Source organism: Marinobacter maritimus, from assembly GCF_007671675.1.
Taxonomy (GTDB): Bacteria; Pseudomonadota; Gammaproteobacteria; order Pseudomonadales; family Oleiphilaceae; genus Marinobacter; species Marinobacter maritimus.
On the sequence record NZ_VCGW01000001.1, the window covers coordinates 973,947 to 996,705 of the forward strand.

Here is a 22,759-nt window from a genome sequence, read left to right on the forward strand (position 1 = left end):
AACAGGAATAATAATGATGCCTTACCTTGGAAAGTCCCTGCTGAACGCAATTTTGCTCGCTGCTTTTGCCTTTGCCCCCATCCTGAGCGCCGAAGAAGCACCCGGCGCTGAAATGTCTGAAGAGCAGGAAATGGCCATAAAACGGGAGTTGTCTAAATATGCGGTTCTAGGCCAGCAGCAGATATTGCACCTCACAAAACAGGCGACAGATGATTATTCAGACACGTTGACGGACGCAGACACCAATACGCCGGCTGCGTGGATGCTCCTTGAAGATGGCACGACCATCAAACGGATTGACCTGGATGGACAGGCGGAGAACGCGCCCGCACAAATACGGATTCTGATGTACCGCGCCGCCCTAAAGTCCGTTGCTCGCCGGGGGAAGATACATGCTGCGGCGATCCTTTACACAGGCAAGTTGCGTGAAGGCAGCGATGACGAAGCTCTGGTGGTTGAGTACGAACACCGCTTGGGCATTGCGGGAAACAAGGTTATTCCCTACCTGATAGAGAATGGCAAAGTAGCTTATTCCGAACCGGTTACCAGCGAAAAACCTTTCCAGATTTTTTACGACAGCAAAGCGGAAGCAGAGAGCAGCGCGAATTGATTTGAGACTCAGTCGCGATTTGTTACAGCCTGTAAGTAATGGGTTAAGAATTGTGAAAGCAGTCACGGACTAGGACTGTTAAACAATCTTAAATGGATTTGTGGAGAGTCGAACTCCATACCCAAAATTAAAAACTCAGATAACAACAAAATGAGTTTATAAGGAGATAATAATGAAAGGCCTGAAAAAAATTGCTCTGATTACAGCTATGGCTGCTGCACCCTTCGCAGCTAACGCTGAACTGCAAGCTCTGAACGATACCGCAATGGGCGACGTTACCGGTCAGGCCGGTGTCACCATCGAGCTGGAAACCAAAGTCAGCATCGGTCAGTTCAAATACACGGATGAAGGTTCCTTTGCAGTTAACGACATTGTTCTTGGTGGTGCTGGTGTAACGGCTGACGGCGCGACCGCCGGTTACGGCGATCTGCTGGACCAGCTCAAAATTGACATCGACGTTCTTGACGACGGTGACGCCAAAATCCACGTTAGCACCCTTGACGGCGCTCCTATCGACTGGGGTATGACTGTTGGCTCCATGGAGCTGCTTGCTGGCGCCACTGGTAGCGACAGCACAACCCTTATTTCCAACTTGAGCGGTTACGGTAACCTGGCTCAGCTGGACATCCAGGTTGATACGGCTACTGATCACCTGAACCTTGTAGCGGCATTTGACGTTACTGATATGGACTTTGATGTTGAGTTCCTGGGTGTTGGTATTCGCGACTTGGCGATCACTGGTGCTGGCGGTAACTTCGACTATGACGGAGACGGCTCTGTGATGGCTGCCGACGCTGATGGTGAGTTTGGACTGGCGCCAACATCCCAGGAAGCTCAGGTGCTGGCCGGATTTGCTAACGTCAACCTGGACATCTATAAAGGCTCTGGCCTGGGTGCATCCACTGCAACTGACGTTCTGCGTATCGACGTAAACAATGTCTACATGGATGTAACCGTTGGTGCTGTTGAAATTGGTGGAACCTCTATCGGTTCACTGGCCATCGACAACCTGGCTGTAACCGACACCAAGCTGGCTGTATACGGTCACTAATCTGACCTGAACACCAGTAATGGTTAAGCGCCCCGCACTGCGGGGCGTTTTCCGTTATTGATCAGGCACCTGAATCGAAAGATCGAACCCGCCGCCGGGTCGTGGCGTGAGTCGGATTGGCCCTTCATTAATCCCATGTGGAATGTTTATCTGGTCGATTCCGGGTGGGGTACCAATGGAGAAGTTCAGGTTCTGCCCGTCAAACCCGATGCCCAGCTGATCGTTAAGAAACGTCTGGGTGAAAGGTTCATCCGGAATCTGCATCTGCTGCCCGAAAATCAGCGGCGGAATGGTTGGCGTGAATTCTGCGGGTGGCTGGGCTCTCGCCAGTTCTTCCTGAGGCAGAAGCAGGGCGCGCCGAAGAAACTCTTCCTCGGCGTTGGCGAGGGCGTCTGAATTTCCCTCTTCAGTCAGCCGCTGCAATGCTTCACGGTAGGCTTCTTCCTCTGCTTCTGTAACAACGGGCTCGCCCGGCGAAATTGTCAGGGCGCGAATGATGCGCTGGCGATCGGCTTCGGATTTGCGACCTTCTCTTGGTACAATAATAACCGCCGAATCCTTTACGTAAGTCTCTACCATTTCATCTGGGGTCATCGCCTGAACACCCGCAACAGCCGGCATTGCAGCCGCCGTCGCAAGCGTGGCTGCAATGGCCGTTGCGATTCGGGTAGTATGTCTGGTCATGAGTTGCGAGCTGCCGATTGGTCGAGCATGCGGGTTTCGATAATTCATAGTCTGGCCTCTTGCTGCGATAAACCCAGGTACGAGGCGTGTCTGAGGTACAGCAATCAGTACGCTTCCCGGTTTGAGTATTCTGGTTGTCCTACAGTATTTCAAGCACCCGGGCTTCAAGTTGTGATCAGAATCCTCGATTTGCCGTATCTTTCAGCATTGTGCTCGAGATTGCTCTCAAGTTGCATGGGCAAAGATGCCAAACCTAACGGTGAACTTTTGATGAATATTCCGGCCTCAGGGGCATGATGAGCAAACAAATCCGTAGCCGCTGGCCGACTTGGGTCAGGAACTGGATCAACCGTCGTATCCCACGTTCTGATGTTCAGTTACTCACCCAGAGAAATCTTTTCATTTTGCCGACAGCCGCTGGAGTAGTGTTTGGCATGCTGCTGCTGATCATGTTGATTACCGCAATCAACTATCAGAACAGTCTGATTTACCTTTTGACGTTTCTGCTGGGTGCGGTGCTCGTGGGTGCCATGCATCAGACCCACCGAAATCTGTCTGATCTTGAACTCACGCTCGTTCAGGCGGGCGAGGGGTTTGCCGGCGATGACATACTCTTCCGTTTGCGAGCCACAGCTGGCAGAGATGACGCTATAGCCCTTACGTTCTCAGACGGTGATTTTTCAGTGCGCGTGAACCATGTGCCGGCTGGACAGTCGACGGATATTGCCCTGCCGGTGCCGTCCGCATTCCGGGGCTATTTGCGACCGGATCGAATCAGGATCGAAACGCGCTTCCCGTTTGGTTTGCTCAAAGCCTGGTCGTGGATGAGGCCGGTTTCTGCCGGTTTGGTGTTTCCCCGGCCAATCGCCGCCCCGGAAGTTATCAGTGCAGTAGATGACGGTGACCAAACGGCCAGCTCTCGCTCCCCGGAAGGCAATGACCATGCAGAGCTCCGGCCCTGGCGCGAGGGTGACATGAGCCAGCGAGTGATGTGGAAGCGTTATGCCCGCAGTGGTCAGATGGTTGTAGCGGACTGGGAAGCGGATAAAGGAAGCCCTCACTGGTTGGATTTCGACGCTTTTCCCGGTACGGATCACGAGCTGCGCCTCAGCTATCTCTCATGGCTTGTGCTTGAGCGTGGCGAAAATAACGCAAGGTTCGGTCTGAACCTGCCCGGCCAGATAATAGTACCGGAGAGCGGCCCGGCTCACACATCCCGCTGCCTGAAAGCGCTGGCGACCTGGGGCGAGAAAAAACCAAGGGAAACCGTTGCACAGCCCCATGGAACACGGCGCTATTCGCCCTCGGATAAACCCTCAGACGCGACTCCGGGAGCCCCGGTATGAGGTTATTGCGGCGCGCGAAGAATGAGCCTGACAAGCAAGGTGGTAGCCTGTCGTCTCTGGCCTTGCTCTGGTTGATTGCGAGTTTCGCCTTGCTCCTGACGCCCCAGCTTGATCGTCTTCCGGTATGGCTGATTCTTGTCTGCGTCGCTTTGGCGGGCTGGCGCTGGCTTGCTCAGCAAGGTCGTGTCCGTTTACCGGGCCGTTGGCTCCGCACCGGGATCATGCTGGCCCTGGTTGCAGTCTATCTGGTTCAAGTTCAAGGAAGTTTTACCGTGGATACTGCCGCCTCCTTCTTTGTGTTGGCGGTCGGCCTGAAGTGGCTTGAAACCCGCACTGCGCGGGATTTCTATGTGCTGTTTTATATTCTGGTGTATCTGGCAACGGTGAACTTTCTGTTTCATCAGGAGATTCACTGGGCGCTGATCAACATAGGGGCAATTGCTTTATTGCTGATCGGGCTGCAGGTGCTCAACGCGCCAGAACTTCCGGGAGGGATGAAGGCAGGCTGGCGCAGATTAGGCATTATGTTGCTGAAAGTCCTGCCGGTGGTTGTGCTTCTGTTTGTGTTCTTCCCGCGCATGGCCCCTCTGTGGAGTGTACCCCTGGTGTCTGGCCAAGCGCGCACCGGAATCAGCGACACTATGCGGCCCGGGGATATATCCAGCCTGGCACAAAGCAGCGAGCGGGCTTTTCGTGTGACTTTTGGTGGTTCCATGCCGGAATATCGCGACAGGTATTGGCGAGGGCTGATTCTGGATACCCTTGATGATGGAACCTGGCGCCAGAGCGGCTACGATCGCTATCAAGCGCCCGGTCGGGTTAATGTGGACGGTGGCGCGGGTGAACTGAAGCCCAGAGAATACGATGTGTTGATGGAGCCGACGGATCAGCGTTGGGCATTTTCGCTTGAAGGCTCGGTAGCTGTTTCGAATAACGTGGTGAAGCAACCGGATGAGCTGTTCCGTTTCCGGCGCCCGGCTGACAGCTCAGTGCGTTATCGGCTGGCTCGTGAACGCGCGAATGAGCCCGGAGCAGCACTTCTCCTGCCCGTCGACGCCCGTCGCTATCTTCAGCTTCCGTCCGAGGGGAACCCGAGAGCCCGAGCGCTCGCAGGCGAGCTGCGGCGCGCCTCGGATGAGATTTCCGCTGCTGACAGTTCTGCAGGTGATATTGAGGTTGTTCGCAAGCTGCTGACACGCTTCCGGGAGCAGCCTTATTTTTACACTCTGCGCCCGCCAAAAATGCCGGACGACGGTATCGACAGCCTGCTTTTCGATGAAAAGCGCGGGTTCTGTGCTCATTATGCGGGTGCAACCACCTTTGTGCTCCGCTCAGCGGGTATTCCTGCGCGAGTTGTGGTCGGGTATCAGGGTGGCGAGAGCGGCGCTGGTAACGAATACCTTATCGTGCGCCAGTACGATGCTCACGCTTGGGTTGAGGCCTGGATTGAAGGGCGGGGCTGGATTCGTATTGATCCCACAGCGGCGATTGCCCCTGACCGGATTGAATCAGGCTTGCGGGAGGCGGTGGCTGAGGAGGGCTCATTCCTCGAAAATAACTGGACGTCGCCCCAACGCTACGGCGATGTGGCAATTATCCAATGGGCCAGTCTGCATCTTGATCGGATTAATTATCAGTGGCAGCGGTGGGTTGTCGGTTACCAGGGCCAAAGCCAGATGGATTTGATGTCCCGCTTGCCCGGTGGGTTCGGCATGCGGGAACTGGGTTATCTTACGGCAGGTATAGTAGGTGCAGGTCTGCTGATTGCCGGTCTGATTTCGGCGCTGCAGATACGTCGGGGCGAGCGGCGGGATGGCTATCAGCGCGTGCTTGGTGCCTGGCACAAGTTGTGTGGGCGGGCAGGGGTGCCAGTAAGACACGGGGAAACGCCAACGGCGCTGGCGTCAAGGCTGGCTGTTGCGGAGCCGGCGGTGGCGGATTCAGCCAGGCTTTTTGCCCGAATGGTGAACAGCCATTACTATAGACCTCCATCTGCCCGGGATGACGCCGGTGATCTGACGCGTTTACGCAGATTATTGGCCACGATGAAGCGGCAGCTGCGCAGAACGGGAAAAAAACGGTTCGGAATTTTCCGCTCTGAACCTCACTCAGGAAAGCACAGTGACTGATATTGCCCTTGAAATGCCTTGGCTTCAGAACGCCTGGCAGGTCGTCCAAAAACGCTTTGATGAGGGCCGGCTTCCCCATGCGCTGCTGCTGACAGGGGAGTGTGGAGTTGGCAAGAGGGCCTGGGCGGACGCCGTTGCAGGCCTTCTGCTGTGTGCAAGCCCCGGTAGCAAGAACACCGGCGAACCCTTTGCTTGTGGGCAGTGTCGTCAGTGCCAGTTGTATGCCGCTTCCAGCCATCCGGATGTTCGGGTGTATTCGCCCGAGAAGTCCCGGATGATAAAAATTGATCAGATAAGGTCGCTGTCAGCCTTCGCGGTGTCGTCGCCTCAGGTTGCAACCCGCAAAGTTGCCATTATCGACCGTGCCGACCAACTCAACATCAATTCAGCCAACGCTCTGCTCAAAACCCTTGAAGAGCCAGTATCGGATTTCGTTCTTCTGCTACTGCAGGAAAGTGGCCGACCCGTACTACCGACCATACGCTCCCGCTGTCAGGTATTGTCCATACCGGTCCCTTCCTCAGATCAGGCCGGAAAATGGCTTGCCAGCAAAGTGGCGGAGCTCGAGGGCGAAAAGCAGCCCTCTGCAGAGTTGATGGCTAAATCTCTGATGCTTGCTGGCAATGCGCCTCGCCTGGCCCTGGAATATGCCACAGGTGAGTTTCCTGCGTTACGGGATGAGGCGTTCGAGAAGTTTCGCCAATTCATGAAAGGCCAGGTTGCGGTAGCGGAAGCCGCCAAAGCTTTCAAAGCACTGGGGTTGGAAGACATGCTCTGGTTGTTTGAAGGTTGGGCCGCCGATCTGGCCCGGCTGGGTGCCGGGGGACAGGCGAACGACCCTGAAGCAGCAGAAATGCTCGGGTTTCTGGCCGGTGTTAACCCTGCGTGGCGCGCCCATGAATTGCTGGAGGGCGTTCGGGAAGCCCGGGCTGCCGGTGTGTACAACGCCAACCCGGAACTGGAGGCCAGCCGGCTCCTGATCGCCTGGCGCGAGTTGATGCCAACGAAGCGTCGTGTACCTTGATTGCGCTTTTGCCCGGAACAACTGCTATCATTTCGGATTATCAGGGATTTTTCCCAAAGGTTCTGTTTAACGATAAAACGAATAACTTTTCACTAAAACTGTTTATATTTTAAAAGGTGTCAGATATGGGGCCCGGATTTGGTGCGCGCAGCGGCATTCTTACCCTGACGATTAAAGACAAAGCGGTTTTATACGCCGCGTATATGCCTTACATCCGAGAGGGCGGTTTGTTCATTCCAACCCAAAAGCAATACCGGCTGGGTGATGAGGTATTTCTGTTGCTGAACCTCATGGATGAGCCCGAAAAGATACCCGTTGCAGGCAAGGTCATCTGGATCACGCCCAAGGGTGCCCAGGGCAACCGTGCTGCAGGCATTGGTGTGCAATTTACCGGTGATGACCCCAGTGCCAGAACCAAGATTGAGTCATATCTCGCCGGTTCTCTGAGCTCTGATCGTCCTACGCATACGATGTGAGGCGGGTTTAAGTGATGGATGACATGGCGGTATCCCCAGACCTTTGCGAAAACAGGTCTTGTGTACGCGAGACGGAATGGCCACTGCAGCATATTACTTTGGCGGGCCTGAGCTGGTCTGCTGAAAACGCACCATCCGTATCCCAGCCACCGATTATCATGCTTCATGGCTGGTTGGATAACAGTCTCACGTTCACCAGAGTAGCGCCGGACCTGGCGAAATTCGCGTCTCTGCACGCGGTGGATATGGCCGGTCACGGTCATTCCGGACACCGTCCGCCAGGGCAGGGCTATCTGCTTATGGACTACGTGGCGGATGTTGCCGAGTTGATTGAGGAACACTTTGGCGAGAAAGTGGATATTGTCGGCCATTCATTGGGCGGCATTGTTGGAGCCCTGTATGCAGCAGCCTTTCCGGAGAGGGTGAGAAGGCTGGTGATGATTGACAGTCTCGGCGCGCTTAGTCGCCCGGTGAGTGAAACGGTTCCGCAGCTTCGCAAGGCCATCAGGAAACGAATTGCAGGTTCCGGTAAACCTGTCGTTTACCCGGATATCGTTACTGCCGCAAAAGTTCGCGAAGGCGGGCTTAGCCCGTTAAGTCACGAAGCCGCGCTGGCGTTGATCCCGCGCAACCTGAAGCAGGAGGACGGTGGTTACAGCTGGTGCACAGACTCCCGGTTACGGCATCCATCCCAGTTGATGATGACGGAGGAGCAGGTTGTTGCCTCTTTGGCGGCAGTGCAAGCGCCCACGCTGTTTGTGCGAGCGAAAGAGGGCTTGCTGGCAAGCCGGAAGGGGCTGGAGAGCCGGGCCGATGCGATGTTGAATCTGAAAATAGTTGATGTTCCAGGTGGCCACCATTGTCACCTGGACGGAGACACCGGCCCCGTCGCCGATGCTGTCAGAAACTTTCTTGCAAATGAGTGATACCTTGCTAAAGCCTTTTGTATCCACTGTGTTTCTTGTTGCGGTGCTGTCGATCAGCTCGAGTCTGGCGAGTGCGGCACTGCCAGAATCGATGCCGCAGGCATTTCCTCAGTCAAACCTCGAGATAACAGCGCCGATTGAGTCTTCAGGACACTTGGTTCTTTTCAGTCCTGTTCGTGAGGTCAACAACGAAATTCGCTCTGAGTCCATGGCTCGCCTGCCGGTGAGTGGAGAAGGGCGGTTGTACCAGATCGCCCGGGACGCGAACCGGCGGGAGGCTCGTGAACACTATCAAAGGCTGCTGCGGGATCGTGGTGCCAGAATTCTGTTTGAATGTTCGGGTATTCGTTGTGGGAGAAGCAACGTTTGGGCGAACCAGATTTTCAGTCAGCAGGTCCTATACGGACGCGACGCAACCCAGGATTATCTGGTGGCAGGCACTGTTGCAGAAGACGGTAGTCGTTGGCTGACCTCTATCTACACCGTAACCCGGGGTAATCTGAGAGAGTATGTCTGGATCGAGCATCTGAAGGTATCTCCCGGCGTTGCTATCCCGGGCCTTGGTGCGGTGAATAACAGGGTATTCGGCCCCGTTATTGTTCCCTGGCAAGGGGGAGTTACCTATCGGTTCGACTGGCAGGCCACGGATCGCCGTAAGATTAATGATCTCGCCCGGAGTGAGGATGCCCGGGTTGTGCTTGTGGGATACTCCGGGTTGAACGCAGATGAGTCATTCAGTGATTCAATGGATCGTGCCCGCAAAGCTGCGGAGTCACTTTCTGAAGTGCTGGCCAAAACCGGTGTTTCCAGACAGCAGCAAGAGCTGCTGATCGTTGGACCGTCGGTGGTTGTTAACGACCCTGGCCGACAAGGCGATCGCGTTGAAGTGATGGTTATAACGAGGTAACTAAGTGCCCGAAAATAACGTGTCGAAGGTTCTGGAGGGCTCAGACGTATCAGCCCCGGAGGCTCCTGCCAGTACCGAAGCCAAAAGTGGCGAAAGAAAACGCCAGACCGTTGCACTTACCCTCGGCAGTGGCGGAGCCCGTGGCTATGCGCATATCGGCGCTATCGAAGTGTTGGCTGAACGTGGCTACAACATTGTTGCCATTTCCGGGTGTTCCATGGGGGCGCTTGTGGGTGGAATGTACGCCGCCGGTAAGATGCAGGATTATAAAGATTGGGTAACCGGGCTTGGCCAGTTTGATGTGCTCAAGCTGTTGGACCTGACATTCAATTCGGTGGGCGCAATCCGGGGCGAAAAGATTTTCTCAGTGGTGCGGGAGATGTTGGGAGACACCCGCATCGAAAATCTTCCTCTGCACTACACGGCTGTGGCCACTGATTTGCTGGCCCACAAGGAAATCTGGTTTCAGGAAGGTCCACTGGACCGGGCAATCAGAGCCTCAGTGGCTATTCCGAGTGTGGTGACACCGCTTGTGCTTGATGGTCGCGTACTGGTAGATGGGGCATTGCTGAATCCGCTCCCAATCATTCCGACCATTTCGTCCCACGCCGATATTATCGTTGCGGTGAATCTCAGTGGTGAGGATGACCGGCGGCAGAGAATCCCGGATGCAGCGTTCAAAAGTCATCAGGACGCGGCCAGTGGCGATACCGATGAGTGGATGGATACGTTCCGCGATAAAGCCTCCCGCTGGTTCGATTGGGACGCAATAAAATCCATGGGCGTCGGGCGGTCGGACGCAGACGAGAGCCCGGAGCACAAAATCTCGAAAGCAGTGCAAAAGAAAGAGCGCAATAAGCCAGTCGAGAATAAGCCTCAGGAAGACCATGAAACAATCAATTGGGATAAATTGGGTATTGGTAAATTCGATGTGATGAACCTTACCATCGAAACCATGCAGAGTGCCCTGGTGCAGTACAAGATCGCAGGTTATCCGCCGGACCTGCTCGTTAACATTCCCAAGAACGCGTCACGCAGCTATGACTACCATAAGGCACCTGAGCTGATCCAGCTCGGGCGTGAGCGAATGGCCGCAGCTCTGGACCGCTTCGAAGAAAACAGCAGCAGCTCCGGGCCGCTGGCAATCTGATTTTATTTCAACTTGTTACAGGAAACAGTGTTTGTGATCAGCCCGATTGAGGATCTTCATACCGTTCGCGATTATCTTCGCTACGCATCTTCCCGGTTTTCAGCCTCAACGGTATTCTTCGGCCATGGCACGGATAACGTTTGGGATGAGGCGGTTCAACTGGTCATGCGTACCCTGCATCTCCCTCTGGACAACAATACGCTGTTTCTTGACGCACGCCTTATCCGCGAAGAGCGCGAGCTCATTCTTGAACGAATCAGGCGTCGTATCGATGATCGCATTCCTCTGGCGTATCTTCTCGGCGAAGCCTGGTTTATGGGCATGCCGTTTCATGTGGACGAGCGGGTGCTGGTGCCGCGCTCGCCTATCGGCGAACTCATTGAAAACGGCTTCCAGCCATGGCTGGGAGATAAGTCGGTTGAGCGGATTCTTGATCTGTGTTCCGGAAGCGGATGTATTGGCATAGGCGCGGCCACGGTGTTTGAGGATGCGAGCGTGGATCTCTCCGATGTTTCATCGGATGCGTTGGCCGTTGCGGAATCAAATATAGATTTGCACGAACTCCGCGATCGGGTTCGCACGGTACAATCGGATGTGTTCGCGAACATCAGCGGACAATACGATATCATTGTGAGCAACCCGCCTTATGTCGACGCGGAAGATCTGGCCGATATGCCGCAAGAATTCCATCATGAACCGGCGCTTGGACTGGCCGCCGGTAATGACGGCCTGGATATCGCGCACAGGATTATTGCTGGTGCTGCGGAACATTTGACGCCGGGTGGTTTGCTGGTGGTTGAAGTGGGTAATAGCTGGGTGGCCCTTGATGAAGCTTACCCGGACCTCCCATTTACCTGGCTGGACTTCAGCAACGGTGGCGATGGTGTTTTTGCGATAGCTGAACAAAATCTCCGCCAGTGGCAGGAAAAGCATTAATCCATTTTCTTATTATACCCTAACAAGATATTGAATTATGTCAGGAAATTCTTTCGGAAAACTGTTTACCGTTACCACCTTTGGTGAAAGCCATGGGGCAGCATTGGGCTGTATTATTGACGGCTGCCCGCCGGGCCTCGAGCTCTCGGAAGCGGATATGCAGGTTGATCTGGATCGACGTAAGCCGGGGACTTCGCGCCACACTACCCAGCGTCGTGAAGCGGATGAGGTGCGTATTTTATCGGGTGTGTTTGAGGGCAAAACCACGGGCACGCCGATCGGGCTGATTATCGAGAACACAGATCAGCGATCCAAGGATTATTCAAAAATCTCGGAACAGTTCCGCCCGGCCCACGCTGATTACACTTATATGCACAAATATGGCGTGCGCGACTACCGTGGTGGCGGCCGTTCGTCAGCCCGCGAAACGGCTATGCGGGTAGCGGCTGGCGCAGTGGCCCGGAAGTTTCTGGAGCAGCGCCTGGGTATTCGTATCCGGGGGTACTTGTCTGAGCTCGGCCCGATTCGCGCGGAGAAGCTGGACTGGGATCAGGTGCATCAGAATCCGTTTTTCTGTCCGGATGCCGATAAGGTGCCAGAGATGGAGGCGTACATGGATGCCCTTCGCAAGGAAGGGGATTCTATCGGAGCGCGGATTAATGTGGTGGCTGAGGGCGTTCCACCGGGGCTGGGCGAGCCGGTTTTTGATCGGCTGGATGCGGATCTTGCCCATGCTCTGATGAGTATCAATGCGGTCAAGGGTGTCGAGATTGGTGCGGGCTTTGGGTGTATTGCTCAAAAAGGCACGGCGCACCGGGACGAGATGACGCAGGAAGGCTTTCTATCGAACCATGCGGGTGGTGTGCTTGGGGGAATTTCTTCGGGGCAGCCTATTCTTGCGAGTATTGCGCTGAAGCCGACTTCCAGCCTGCGCTTGCCGGGCCGTAGCATTGATGTGAATGGCAATCCGGTGGAAGTTATTACCACTGGGCGGCACGATCCCTGTGTGGGTATTCGGGCTACGCCGATTGCTGAGGCGATGATGGCGATTGTGTTGATGGATCATTATTTGCGCCATCGTGGTCAGAATGGGGATGTTACTGTTGCTACGCCTGTTATTGGGCAGCTCTGATCTACATGACCTCGGTTTCGGAGTAGCAGCTTGGGCTGGCCCGTTCATTCAAAAAGCGCCCGTGAATACGTCCGTGTAGGGCTCGGTCGCGCCATCCTGGGCGCTCCACGTTTTTGAATGGCCGGGCCAGCCCAAGCTATCAGACTCTGAACGCCTGCCCGCCGCGTCTGCCTCTCAACAATTTGGATATGTAGGGAGAACGGGTATTTACTGGCGCCTTTCCAACCTCTACTTCTGGTTTTTCGCCCTTCTGGGCGGACTTTTGCCTTATTGGTCTTTGTACCTTCAGGGGCGGGGGTTTTCCTATCTGCAAATAGCCACTTTGATGGCGACCATTCAGCTCACAAAAATTGTGGCACCAAGTCTTTGGGGACATCTGGGTGATAAAACCGGCCAGAGGGTCCGGCTTGTTCGGTTTGGGGCGATTACCGGATCGTTGTTATTTGCCGGGGTATTTCTTGAGCCAGGTTTTTACGGGCTGCTTCTGGTGATGCTGGCGTTTACGTTTTTCTGGAACGCTATTCTTCCGCTGTATGAGGTGATCACGCTGCGCTCGCTCGGCGAGCATCGGGAGAAGTATGGCAAGGTTCGGCTTTGGGGTTCGGTTGGGTTTATTGGTGCGGTGGCGGGGGTTGGCCTGATCCTGGAGTGGGTGTCGATTGAGTGGTTGCCCTGGTTGCTTTTGCCTGTGTTTGTCGGGATTGGGGTATCGGCTTTTCTTTTGCCGGCCGAGCGAGGTGAGCGCAAGCCGCCGGCGCCGAAGGGCAGTTTGCGGGCGATTTTGACGCACCCTGCGGTGGTTGCGTTTTTTCTGATGAATTTTTTGCTGCAGGTTTCGCACGGTGCTTACTACACGTTTTTCAGTATTCACCTGGAGCAGCACGGTTACGGCAACCTTGCGATCGGTTTGCTTTGGTCACTTGGGGTGATTTCGGAGATCGGGTTGTTTTTGGTGATGCATCGGTTAACGCGGCGCTTTACGGTACGCCAGATTGCGATTGGTGCTTTGGTGTTGACGATGATCCGGTGGGTGTTGATTGCGGAGTTAACGGATTTTCTCCAGGTGTTGCTTTTTGCCCAGATGTTGCATGCGGCTTCTTATGCGGCACTCCATGCGGTTTCGGTGCAGTATGTTCAGGGCTTTTTTGGTCAGCACCATCATGGCCAGGGGCAGGCTTTGTACAGCGGGCTGACGTTTGGTGCCGGTGGTGCGCTCGGGGCCTGGGTGTCGGGCTTTCTGGTGGAAGGCTTTAGTACGTCTGCGGCTTTCTGGGGAGGGGCGGGTGCCATGGCTGTTGCTATCGTAATAACAGCCCGGGGGCTGCAGGCGCCGCCTGAGGCTTACACCGGGCGCTCTTCCTCTTCCTGAACAATGGATAAGAGCGCTTTTGCGGCGTTGCCGGCTTGTCGGTCGGTCAGTCCTATAGCGCCGAGCATACGGGTAACCCTATGCTCGGGCTCTGTCCCGCTTGCCGACACGCCTTCCAATACCTTCAAACTACGATCCACCATTCGCAATGGAAGTACGCTCCAGCCCAGACCAACGCTGGTCATCATTTTCAGGGTTTCGAGGTAGTTTGTCGGCATTTGCGAATGCAGAGACAGGTTTGCCTCCAGAAAAAGGCGACTCACCACCCGGTAGGTCGAGGTTGAGGTGTCGGGCAGCAGGGCCGGGTGTTCGGCCAGATCAGGCAGCCCGGGTTTCTTCAGGCTGGCCAGGGGATGATCGGCGCTGACAACGAAGGCCATGGGGTCTGGCCAGTGGGCAAGTACGTTGAAGCTCGGGGCCATGCTGTCGCTTAGCGTGACGAATGCGAGTTCTGCGTTGCGTTTGCGCATTTGCGCGTAGGCGGCATCTGATTCCAAGAACTGCAGGTTGATGGAAACCTGGGGATATTCCCGCTTGAACCGACGCAGCCAGTTGGGTAAGTGGTGAAGCCCTATGTGGTGGCTGGCAATAATTTGCAGCTCACCTTCGATTAGTCCGGAATCTGGCGACAGCGCAATGCGGGCGTTATGGATTTCATCGAGTATCTTGCGAGCGTGCGGTAGCAGGCGGGTGCCTGATTCCGTCAGTCGTATTTGCCGGTGGCTTCGATCAACCAGGGTTGTGTCCAACTGGTTTTCCAGCGCGGCAAGGCGTTTGCTGATGGCGGGCTGAGTCAGGTGAAGCTGCTCCGCCGCCTCCGAAAAGGAACCCTGGTCGACTATGGCAAGGAAGGCTTTCAGAGCATTTGAGTCCATGGTTCATTTTCCTATTGTGCTGTGTCAGGAAAAGACTAAATCATAACCATGAGGAATGCGATGAATAAAAAACATGAATTGCGGTTATTTATTGTCCAGCGGTATGATGGCCCCATAGTGGAAGTAAGCATCACATCATTGCACCTCCAGAAACCGAGAGAGAATCATGGCGGGTAAAACCTTATACGACAAGTTGTGGGACGATCACCTGGTCAAGCAGCGGGACGACGGTTCTGCGTTGATTTATATTGACCGACAATTACTGCACGAAGTGACGTCGCCTCAGGCTTTTGAGGGGCTGCGTCTTGCAAAACGCAAGCCCTGGCGCATTGATGCAAACCTGGCTACGCCTGATCACAACGTTCCGACCACCGATCGTGCGAAAGGCATTGAGGGCATCGTTGATCCGGTTTCCAAAATCCAGGTCGAAACGCTGGGCAAGAACTGCGATGAGTTCGGGATTCTTGAATTCAAGATCATGGATCAGCGCCAGGGTATTGTGCACGTAATCGGGCCAGAGCAGGGCGCTACGCTGCCCGGCATGACCATTGTTTGTGGTGATTCCCACACGTCTACTCACGGCGCATTTGGTTGCCTTGCCCACGGCATAGGGACGTCGGAAGTTGAGCATGTGCTGGCCACTCAGTGTCTCGTTCAACAGAAAATGAAAAACATGCTGGTCAAAGTGAATGGCGAGCTTGGCAAGGGCGTTACCGGCAAAGACGTCGTATTGGCGATCATCGGTAAAATCGGCACGGCAGGTGGTACCGGTCACGCTATCGAATTTGGTGGTCAGGCGATTCAGAATCTGAGCATGGAAGGCCGGATGACCATCTGCAATATGGCCATTGAGGCCGGTGCCCGGGTTGGTATGGTTGCTGTTGACGGTACGACTATCGAATATGTAAAAGGCCGGCCATTCGCACCCAAAGGTGACGCCTGGGATGCCGCCGTTAAATACTGGCGCACACTGCACAGCGACGTGGACGCCGTATTTGACAAGGTTGTTGAGCTCGACGGCGCGGAGATCATGCCGCAGGTCAGCTGGGGCACGTCCCCGGAAATGGTTGCGGACGTAACTGGCAATGTGCCCGATCCAGCGAAGGAAGAAGATCCGATCAAGCGTGAAGGTATTGAGCGGGCCTTGAAATATATGGGGCTGCGTCCGAACCAGGCGATTACCGATATCAAACTCGACCGGGTGTTCATCGGCTCTTGCACCAACAGCCGTATTGAAGACCTGCGGGAAGCCGCAGCTGTGGTCAAAGGGCGTAAAGTTGCCGGTAGCCTGAAGCAGGCGATGGTTGTGCCGGGTTCCGGCCTGGTGAAAGCTCAGGCGGAAGCGGAAGGTCTGGATCGCATTTTCATCGAAGCAGGTCTGGAATGGCGTGATCCGGGTTGTTCCATGTGCCTGGCGATGAACGCGGATAAACTCGGGGAGGGCGAGCACTGTGCTTCTACGTCCAACCGTAACTTTGAAGGCCGACAGGGCTTTGGTGGTCGCACACATCTGGTGAGCCCCTCCATGGCCGCTGCTGCTGCCATATCCGGCCACTTTGTTGATGTTCGCGAACTGCTGAACTGAGCTACAGGAGAGAACTGAACCATGCGCGCATTTACGCAACACAAGGGCCTTGTAGCCCCCATGGACCGGTCCAATGTGGATACGGACATGATTATTCCCAAGCAGTTTCTGAAGTCCATCAAACGCACAGGCTTTGGCCCGAACCTGTTTGATGCTCTGCGATATCTGGACGAAGGTCAGCCGGATCAGGATAGTTCAAAGCGCCCGCTCAATCCGGATTTTGTGCTTAACCAGCCCCGTTACAGAAATGCGAGTGTGCTTTTGGCTCGTAGTAATTTCGGGTGTGGCTCCAGTCGTGAACACGCTCCCTGGGCGCTTGATGATTACGGTTTCCGGGTTATTATTGCGCCGAGCTTTGCTGATATTTTTTATAACAACTGCTTTAAGAACGGCTTGTTACCAATTGTTCTTGAAGAGAAAATCGTTGATAAGCTTTTCCAGGACGCTGAGGCGCTGGAAGGGTATCAGCTGACGGTGGACCTCGAAGCAAAAACCGTGATCACACCGGCGGGCGAATCGTTCGGGTTTGAGGTGGATGACTTCCGTCGCCACTGCCTGCTCAATGGTCTCGATGATATAGGTGTAACTCTGGAAGACGCCGAACTGATCAAAACCTATGAAGATCAGCGCCGTCAGACCGCACCCTGGTTGTTTGACGCGGGCCAGTAACGAATAATCTGGTAACAACTCATAACTCGCCGGGTCTGCCCGACCCGGTTCACAAAGATTTGGAAGCCCATCATGTCCAGAACAGTACTTCTTCTGCCGGGAGACGGCATCGGCCCGGAAATCGTTGCAGAGGCCGAGAAAGTCTTGCGTGCTGTCAATGAAAAATTTGGCCTGAAACTCGGTTTCGAATCGGGACTCGTCGGTGGGGCCGCGTTGGATGAAACCGACAGCCCGTTGCCCGAAGATACCCTTGAGAAAGCCCGCAAGGCTGATGCAATCTTGTTGGGTGCGGTAGGTGGTCCTAAGTGGGATAGCCTGCCCATGGCGCAGCGCCCGGAAAAAGGTTTGCTCGGCTTGCGTTCTACCCTGGAGCTTTTTGCTAACCTGCGCCCGGCCATTCTCTACCCACAGCTGGCATCCGCATCATCGCTCAAGCCTGAGGTGGTTTCAGGCCTGGATATCATGATTGTTCGGGAACTGACCGGGGGCATCTATTTCGGCCAGCCACGGGGTGTGCGCGCACTCGAGAGCGGTGAACGCCAGGGTTACAATACTTACGCTTATACCGAAACTGAGATCCGCCGTATTGGTCGTGTCGCATTCGAGGCGGCGCAGCAGCGCAACAAGAGGCTATGTTCGGTTGACAAGGCCAATGTACTGGAAGTGACTGTGCTGTGGCGCGAAATCATGAACGATCTCAAGCGCGAATATCCAGACGTGGAATTGTCCCACATGTACGTGGATAACGCCGCGATGCAACTGGTTCGCGCGCCCAAGCAGTTCGACGTGATTGTGACTGGTAACATGTTTGGTGATATTCTTTCAGACGAAGCAGCCATGCTTACCGGCTCTATCGGTATGTTGCCGTCGGCTTCGCTGAACTCGGAAAAGCAGGGCATGTATGAGCCTTGCCACGGTTCAGCTCCGGATATTGCTGGCAAGGGTATCGCCAATCCGTTGGCCACGATTCTCAGTACGGCTATGATGCTGCGTTACAGCCTTGGTGAAGAAAAGGCCGCTGCCGCCATCGAAACGGCTGTCAGCATGGTGCTGGATCAGGGGCTGCGTACTGCAGATATCATGTCTGAAGGCAGTACTCGGGTGTCTACCCGCGAAATGGGCGAGGCGGTACTGGCTGCTCTGTAAATTTCGATAATCCCCGACAGCAACGCGATGCGGTTGCTGCGGGATCATTCATCCTGTCCCTGCCGGCGATAAAGTCAGGGGTGGGCACAAGAGAGGTTCAAAGGTCGCACATGAAGCGAGTTGGACTTGTAGGTTGGCGCGGTATGGTGGGCTCTGTCCTCATGCAGCGCATGCGCGAAGAAAACGATTTCGCTGATATCGATCCGGTATTTTTCTCCACCTCCCAGACTGGTCAACCAGCTCCGGACGTAGGGAAGGAAGGCGTGCCGCCTTTGCAGGACGCATTCGATATCGAAACCCTCAAAACTCTGGATGTGGTGCTGACCTGTCAGGGCGGCGACTACACCAATGCGGTCTATCAGAAACTGCGTGATGCAGGCTGGAATGGCTACTGGATTGACGCCGCATCCACACTGCGAATGGTGGATCACTCTGTCATTGTTCTGGACCCGGTAAATCGCAACGTGATTGATGCCGCTCTTAACAGCGGCGTGAAGGATTACATTGGCGGCAACTGCACAGTCAGCCTGATGATGCTCGCCCTTGGCGGGTTACTGGAGCAGGATCTGATTGAATGGGTTTCTCCCATGACCTATCAGGCAGCCTCGGGTTCTGGTGCACAGAATATGCGTGAGTTGCTCAACCAGATGGGTGAGCTTAACCGCAGTGTTGGAGATGAGCTGGCAAGCCCGTCTTCGGCGATTCTGGAAATTGACCGGAAGATTACCGAAACCATGCGTTCCGACAGCTTCCCTACAGAGCACTTTCAGGTGCCTTTGGCAGGGAGCCTTATCCCGTTTATCGACAAACAGCTCGATAACGGAATGAGCAAGGAAGAATGGAAAGCGGGTGTTGAGACCAACAAGATTCTTGGTCGTTCAGACAACCCGATTCCGATTGATGGTCTGTGTGTGCGGATTGGAGCCATGCGCTCCCACAGTCAGGCGCTGACCATCAAGCTGAAGAAGGATCTGCCGGTCGCAGAAATCGAGTCCATTCTGGCGAAGGCCAACGACTGGGTAAAAGTCATTCCCAATGACCGCGAGGCGAGCATTGAGGAGCTGACCCCTGCCAAGGTAACCGGCACTCTGAGCGTGCCCATCGGGCGTATTCGCAAGCTGGCCATGGGGCCGGAGTATATTTCTGCGTTCACCGTCGGTGACCAGCTCCTTTGGGGAGCTGCAGAACCCTTGCGTCGTATGTTGCGAATCCTGCAGGAACGTTAAGAATTGTTACACAGAGGCAATAAATGCCAACTGTGTCCGGTTTCGGGAAGCCGGTTAGGGGGCGGAGGCTGATTTCAGGCTCCGCCCCTGTTATTTTCAGGAACACTAGGGAGTTCCGTGCAACTGGTAAATAAATGGTGCAAGGATTGCTGCTGATTGATTGATAAAAGAGGTTTTATCAACAATACTTGCCGGACTGAAAATTAAACGCGCGACATATCAAACCAGAATTATCCAGACGGAAGTCACCCTGCCTCGTCCGATTCTGTTTGAAAAAAGCAGTCACGAATCACGGAGACTGGAAAGGAAAAAGCATGAAGGTACGCAAGCTTGCGGTTGCACTGGCTCTGGCCGGAGGGCTCGGATCCGGCGTCGCTCAAGCCCTCGGGCTGGGTGAAATTGAACTTCAGTCCTATCTGAATGAACCGATGGATGCAGAGATTGTTCTGCCACAAAGCCAGGGCGTAGATCCTGGTGACGTGTTTGTGAACATAGCTCCGGAAAAGGCTTATCAGAGGCTTGGCCTGCAACGGAACCTGTTTCTCGGGAAGCTTCGTTTCGACGTAACGACTCGCCCGGATGGCAATCTGGTGGTGAATGTCTCCTCCAGAGAACCGCTGAGGGAGCCGTACCTTAACTTTCTGCTGGAGCTGACGTGGCCGAACGGTCGGCTGATGCGTGAATATGCTGTACTGGTAGACCCCCCGGTTTATGCTGAAGAGTCAGGTGTTTCTGAGCAGGTGCGGGCGCCGTCAACCGCATCATCTGTCCAGTCCCGGCCAGCATCGTCTGCGCGCAATGCCGAATCGGTCCGTCGCCAGGCCAGGGTAGAGCAATCCCGAGGCGCAGGTTATCGTGCGGATACGTTTGGGCCAACGGGTGCATCCGACACATTGTGGACCATTGCAGCGACTGTTCGTCCAGACAACAGCTTGTCTATGCAGCAGGTTATGCTGGCTCTTCAAGATCTGAATCCGAACGCATTTATTGGCAATAATATCAACAGACTGAAGCGTGGCGAAGTGCTGCGTGTTCCTACTGCAGACCAGATCCGTAGTCGCACTCGTGCTGAGGCAACCCGTGTTGTGGCCCAGCAGAATCAGGAATTTCAAAAACCCAAGCGCACCCTTGATGCCACAGTTGCACAGCAGCCCAATACTGGCGTTGTAAACGAAGCACCAGCAGGTGGTGACGAGCTCAAGCTTTTGGTTGCCGACAATGATGGTGGTCGGAACGAGGCTGAGGGTGGCTCCGCCGGTGGAGATGGTCAGCTTGCCGGTGGTGTAGATGCCGGCGCAGCTGTGGCCATGGAAGAGCTTGAAAGTGCCCGCAGGGAGAACAGCGAACTCAATACCCGTGTTGATGACCTTCAGGATCAGGTACAAACCCTGCAGCGTTTGCTTGAGCTGAAAAATACCCAGCTTGCGGAAATTCAGCAAGGTGCTGTCAACGATACTGAGTCCTCGGCGGCCCCGGTTACCGGTGAAGAAGGTGCAACCGGTCAAACCGAAGCGGTTGTCGACGCGGCGGAACCTACTGCTGAATCTGGCCAGGAGCCTACTGCTGAATCTGCCGTTACTGGCGATGACGCGGGCGCCGCTGATATTGCAGCAACGGGTGACGATCAGGATGCTGAGAGCACCACTGAAGCTGCGGGTGCTGAAGCACAACCCGCCGCCGGCGCTGATGGCGCAGAGCAGACCAGCGATCTTGCCAGTGGCGATGCAACTCCCGCGTCGGGCGAGCAATCAGAGTCATTAGCCCAACAACAGCCATCAGACCAAACAGAAACTTCCGAGCCATCCGCTCAGCCAGACTCGGCGGCTATTACAGAGCAGGCAGCCCAGACAGAGCCGGCTGAGCAACCGAAGGCCAAGCCCCAACCGAAGCCCGAGCCTGTCGCGGACAAAGGTTTCCCCGGCAATGTAGTGGATGCCATTACCGGTAACATTTTCTATCAGATTGCCCTGGGTGGCGGCCTGGTTATCCTGTTGTTGGTTCTTCTGCTTCTTGCGCGCCGCAATGCAAATCGCGAGAAAGCATTTTATGAGCAGCTCAATAGCGAATCTGACGGACCTGATGACACCTTCGATCTGAGCCTGGATGAAGGCGAACCGGAGCAGGGCGACGCGAGTAATGCTCTTGAGGAAGCCGACCGTTACGTTGCTTATGGCCGCTACGATCAGGCTGCGCAGGCTCTGGAAACCGCTATTTCCCGTGAGCCTAGCCGCACCGATCTGCGTCTCAAGCTACTTGGGGTTTATGCAGACAATCAGGATCGCGAATCATTCGAGAAGCAATTTGGCGAGATTCAGGCTCTGGACGATGATGAAGCGATTGCCCAGGCAAACGATCTTCGTTCCCGTCTTGAAGAAGCCGAGTCGATGCCCAGCATCGATGATCTTGAGTCACAGCTGCGTTCCGGATCGTTCGGCGGAGAATCCGATGCATCGGACTCTTTTGATGCTGCCGAAAGCTCGGATACTGTAAAAAACTACGAAAATGCAGAGACGTCGGACCCGTCTGACAGTGATGTTGCGTTGTCTGATGAGCTTCTGGCTGATCAATATGACGCAAGCCGCGAAGATCAGGTTGAAAACGAATTTGGTGATTTTGATTCCGACTTGTCTGATTTTGATCTCGACACCCTGGATGAAGCGGAGAAATCTGCCGATGCGGAAGTGGATGAGGTCGAGAATAAAGACGGTGAAGGCCTGATTGAGTACGATCTTTCGGGTATTGCGGTTTCCGACACCAAAGAAGAGGCGGACGCAGACGAGACTGAAGACGAAAGTGACTTCTCATCTTTGGAAATTGATCTGGATGAGACCGAGGACTCATTGGACGAGCTCGAAGAGCCGTCTGACCTGTCTTCCGGCGATGCATCAAAGCCTGCCCCGGAAGCCAACAGTACGAACATTGACACTCTGGACGAATCTTTCCTGGACGAGCTGGATGCAGAGCTGGACAAGGTCGCCGACGAGGAAGACGAGCTTGGCGGTTCAGAATCGGAAGAGTCAACGTTTGATGATCTCGAGTTGGATGTATCTGATGAGGATCTTGCTCTTATGGAAGAGTTCTCCGATTCTGCCGATATAGACGACGCGGGCCTCGAAGACGGTGATCTGTCTCTGGATGACGAGTTGGATCTTGAAGACACGCTTACAGAAGATGATTTGGCAGATGACGAACTGCCGGTTGCCTCTGATGAAGTTCGGGATGACGTTGCGAAATCACCTGCCGCTGAGATCGATGAAAGTGATCTTGGTGACGATGATGACTTTGATTTCCTCGCCGGGACGGACGAAGCAGCCACCAAGCTTGATCTTGCGAGAGCCTATATCGAGATGGGTGATAGCGACGGAGCACGTGACATTCTTGAAGAGGTAGCTCTTGAAGGAGATGACGAGCAGAAAGTTGAAGCTCAGGATCTGCTTAAAAATATGTCCTGATCCGTTATAATCGGATTACAGAAGCAGCAAGCGCCGGCCGTCGAGGTTTTCCCCGACACTCAGCCG

19 protein-coding genes are annotated in these 22,759 nt (G+C 54.8%); 17 read left to right on the forward strand and 2 right to left on the reverse strand.

Annotated features, from left to right (window positions below):
- The first annotated feature begins 13 nt into the window (after nucleotides 1-13).
- Together FFI90_RS04420 and FFI90_RS04425 are read left to right on the forward strand one after the other, a co-directional pair.
- Nucleotides 14-610, forward strand: coding sequence for a hypothetical protein (locus FFI90_RS04420; protein ID WP_144776693.1), 597 nt, complete (start codon nucleotides 14-16; stop codon nucleotides 608-610).
- Nucleotides 611-782: 172 nt separating this feature from the next.
- A complete protein-coding gene (locus FFI90_RS04425; protein ID WP_144776694.1) occupies nucleotides 783-1,661 on the forward strand; it encodes a DUF6160 family protein in 879 nt (292 codons plus the stop codon).
- Nucleotides 1,662-1,715: 54 nt separating this feature from the next.
- Here the strand turns inward: FFI90_RS04425 and FFI90_RS04430 are convergent, their stop codons facing one another.
- Nucleotides 1,716-2,345: a hypothetical protein gene (locus FFI90_RS04430; protein WP_246123336.1), complete on the reverse strand. Its 630-nt coding sequence runs from the start codon at nucleotides 2,343-2,345 to the stop codon at nucleotides 1,716-1,718.
- 296 nt (nucleotides 2,346-2,641) lie between these two features.
- Between FFI90_RS04430 and FFI90_RS04435 the strand changes: the two genes are divergently transcribed.
- The 10 genes from FFI90_RS04435 (at nucleotide 2,642) to FFI90_RS04480 (ending at nucleotide 13,740) form a co-directional block, all read left to right on the forward strand.
- Nucleotides 2,642-3,691 (forward strand): DUF58 domain-containing protein, encoded by a 1,050-nt coding sequence (locus tag FFI90_RS04435; protein ID WP_425463085.1) that lies wholly within the window; start codon nucleotides 2,642-2,644, stop codon nucleotides 3,689-3,691.
- The gene (locus FFI90_RS04440; RefSeq protein WP_144776696.1) at nucleotides 3,688-5,820 is read left to right on the forward strand and encodes a transglutaminase TgpA family protein; all 2,133 of its coding nucleotides are present in this window, start codon (nucleotides 3,688-3,690) and stop codon (nucleotides 5,818-5,820) included. The genes FFI90_RS04435 and FFI90_RS04440 overlap by 4 nt, the downstream gene beginning before the upstream one ends.
- Nucleotides 5,813-6,844 carry a DNA polymerase III subunit delta' gene (holB, locus tag FFI90_RS04445; RefSeq protein ID WP_144776697.1) on the forward strand — a complete coding sequence of 344 codons (1,032 nt, stop codon included), beginning with the start codon at nucleotides 5,813-5,815 and terminating at the stop codon, nucleotides 6,842-6,844. Before FFI90_RS04440 ends, holB begins: the two co-directional genes overlap by 8 nt.
- A gap of 125 nt (nucleotides 6,845-6,969) precedes the next feature.
- Nucleotides 6,970-7,320, forward strand: a complete 351-nt coding sequence (locus FFI90_RS04450) for a PilZ domain-containing protein (RefSeq protein WP_144776698.1) — start codon at nucleotides 6,970-6,972, stop codon at nucleotides 7,318-7,320.
- Nucleotides 7,321-7,334: 14 nt separating this feature from the next.
- On the forward strand, nucleotides 7,335-8,246 hold the full coding sequence (locus tag FFI90_RS04455) for an alpha/beta fold hydrolase (protein ID WP_144777220.1): 912 nt from the start codon (nucleotides 7,335-7,337) through the stop codon (nucleotides 8,244-8,246).
- Nucleotides 8,239-9,153, forward strand: a complete 915-nt coding sequence (locus tag FFI90_RS04460; protein WP_186317906.1) for a DUF4892 domain-containing protein — start codon at nucleotides 8,239-8,241, stop codon at nucleotides 9,151-9,153. The genes FFI90_RS04455 and FFI90_RS04460 overlap by 8 nt, the downstream gene beginning before the upstream one ends.
- Before the next feature lie 4 nt (nucleotides 9,154-9,157).
- A complete protein-coding gene (locus FFI90_RS04465) occupies nucleotides 9,158-10,303 on the forward strand; it encodes a patatin-like phospholipase family protein (RefSeq protein WP_144776699.1) in 1,146 nt (381 codons plus the stop codon).
- Nucleotides 10,304-10,336: 33 nt separating this feature from the next.
- Nucleotides 10,337-11,239: a 50S ribosomal protein L3 N(5)-glutamine methyltransferase gene (gene prmB, locus FFI90_RS04470; RefSeq protein WP_144776700.1), complete on the forward strand. Its 903-nt coding sequence runs from the start codon at nucleotides 10,337-10,339 to the stop codon at nucleotides 11,237-11,239.
- A gap of 37 nt (nucleotides 11,240-11,276) precedes the next feature.
- Nucleotides 11,277-12,371 carry a chorismate synthase gene (gene aroC / locus FFI90_RS04475; protein ID WP_144776701.1) on the forward strand — a complete coding sequence of 365 codons (1,095 nt, stop codon included), beginning with the start codon at nucleotides 11,277-11,279 and terminating at the stop codon, nucleotides 12,369-12,371.
- 205 nt (nucleotides 12,372-12,576) lie between these two features.
- Nucleotides 12,577-13,740: an MFS transporter gene (locus FFI90_RS04480; RefSeq protein WP_144776702.1), complete on the forward strand. Its 1,164-nt coding sequence runs from the start codon at nucleotides 12,577-12,579 to the stop codon at nucleotides 13,738-13,740.
- Here the strand turns inward: FFI90_RS04480 and FFI90_RS04485 are convergent.
- On the reverse strand, nucleotides 13,713-14,615 hold the full coding sequence (locus FFI90_RS04485; RefSeq protein WP_144776703.1) for a LysR family transcriptional regulator: 903 nt from the start codon (nucleotides 14,613-14,615) through the stop codon (nucleotides 13,713-13,715). The genes FFI90_RS04480 and FFI90_RS04485 overlap by 28 nt on opposite strands.
- Nucleotides 14,616-14,781: 166 nt before the next feature.
- On the opposite strand from FFI90_RS04485, the gene leuC reads away from it, so the two are divergent.
- From leuC to FFI90_RS04510, 5 genes are all read left to right on the forward strand, one after another.
- Nucleotides 14,782-16,200: a 3-isopropylmalate dehydratase large subunit gene (gene leuC / locus FFI90_RS04490; RefSeq protein ID WP_144776704.1), complete on the forward strand. Its 1,419-nt coding sequence runs from the start codon at nucleotides 14,782-14,784 to the stop codon at nucleotides 16,198-16,200.
- 21 nt (nucleotides 16,201-16,221) lie between these two features.
- Complete coding sequence (gene leuD / locus FFI90_RS04495) at nucleotides 16,222-16,869, forward strand: 3-isopropylmalate dehydratase small subunit (protein ID WP_144776705.1); 648 nt, start codon at nucleotides 16,222-16,224, stop codon at nucleotides 16,867-16,869.
- A gap of 72 nt (nucleotides 16,870-16,941) precedes the next feature.
- The gene (leuB, locus tag FFI90_RS04500) at nucleotides 16,942-18,015 is read left to right on the forward strand and encodes a 3-isopropylmalate dehydrogenase (RefSeq protein ID WP_144776706.1); all 1,074 of its coding nucleotides are present in this window, start codon (nucleotides 16,942-16,944) and stop codon (nucleotides 18,013-18,015) included.
- Between the two features lie 110 nt (nucleotides 18,016-18,125).
- Nucleotides 18,126-19,241 (forward strand): aspartate-semialdehyde dehydrogenase, encoded by a 1,116-nt coding sequence (asd, locus tag FFI90_RS04505; protein ID WP_144776707.1) that lies wholly within the window; start codon nucleotides 18,126-18,128, stop codon nucleotides 19,239-19,241.
- Nucleotides 19,242-19,555: 314 nt separating this feature from the next.
- Entirely contained in the window at nucleotides 19,556-22,693 is a 3,138-nt protein-coding gene (locus FFI90_RS04510; protein WP_144776708.1) for a FimV/HubP family polar landmark protein, read from the forward strand.
- Nucleotides 22,694-22,759: the final 66 nt, after the last annotated feature.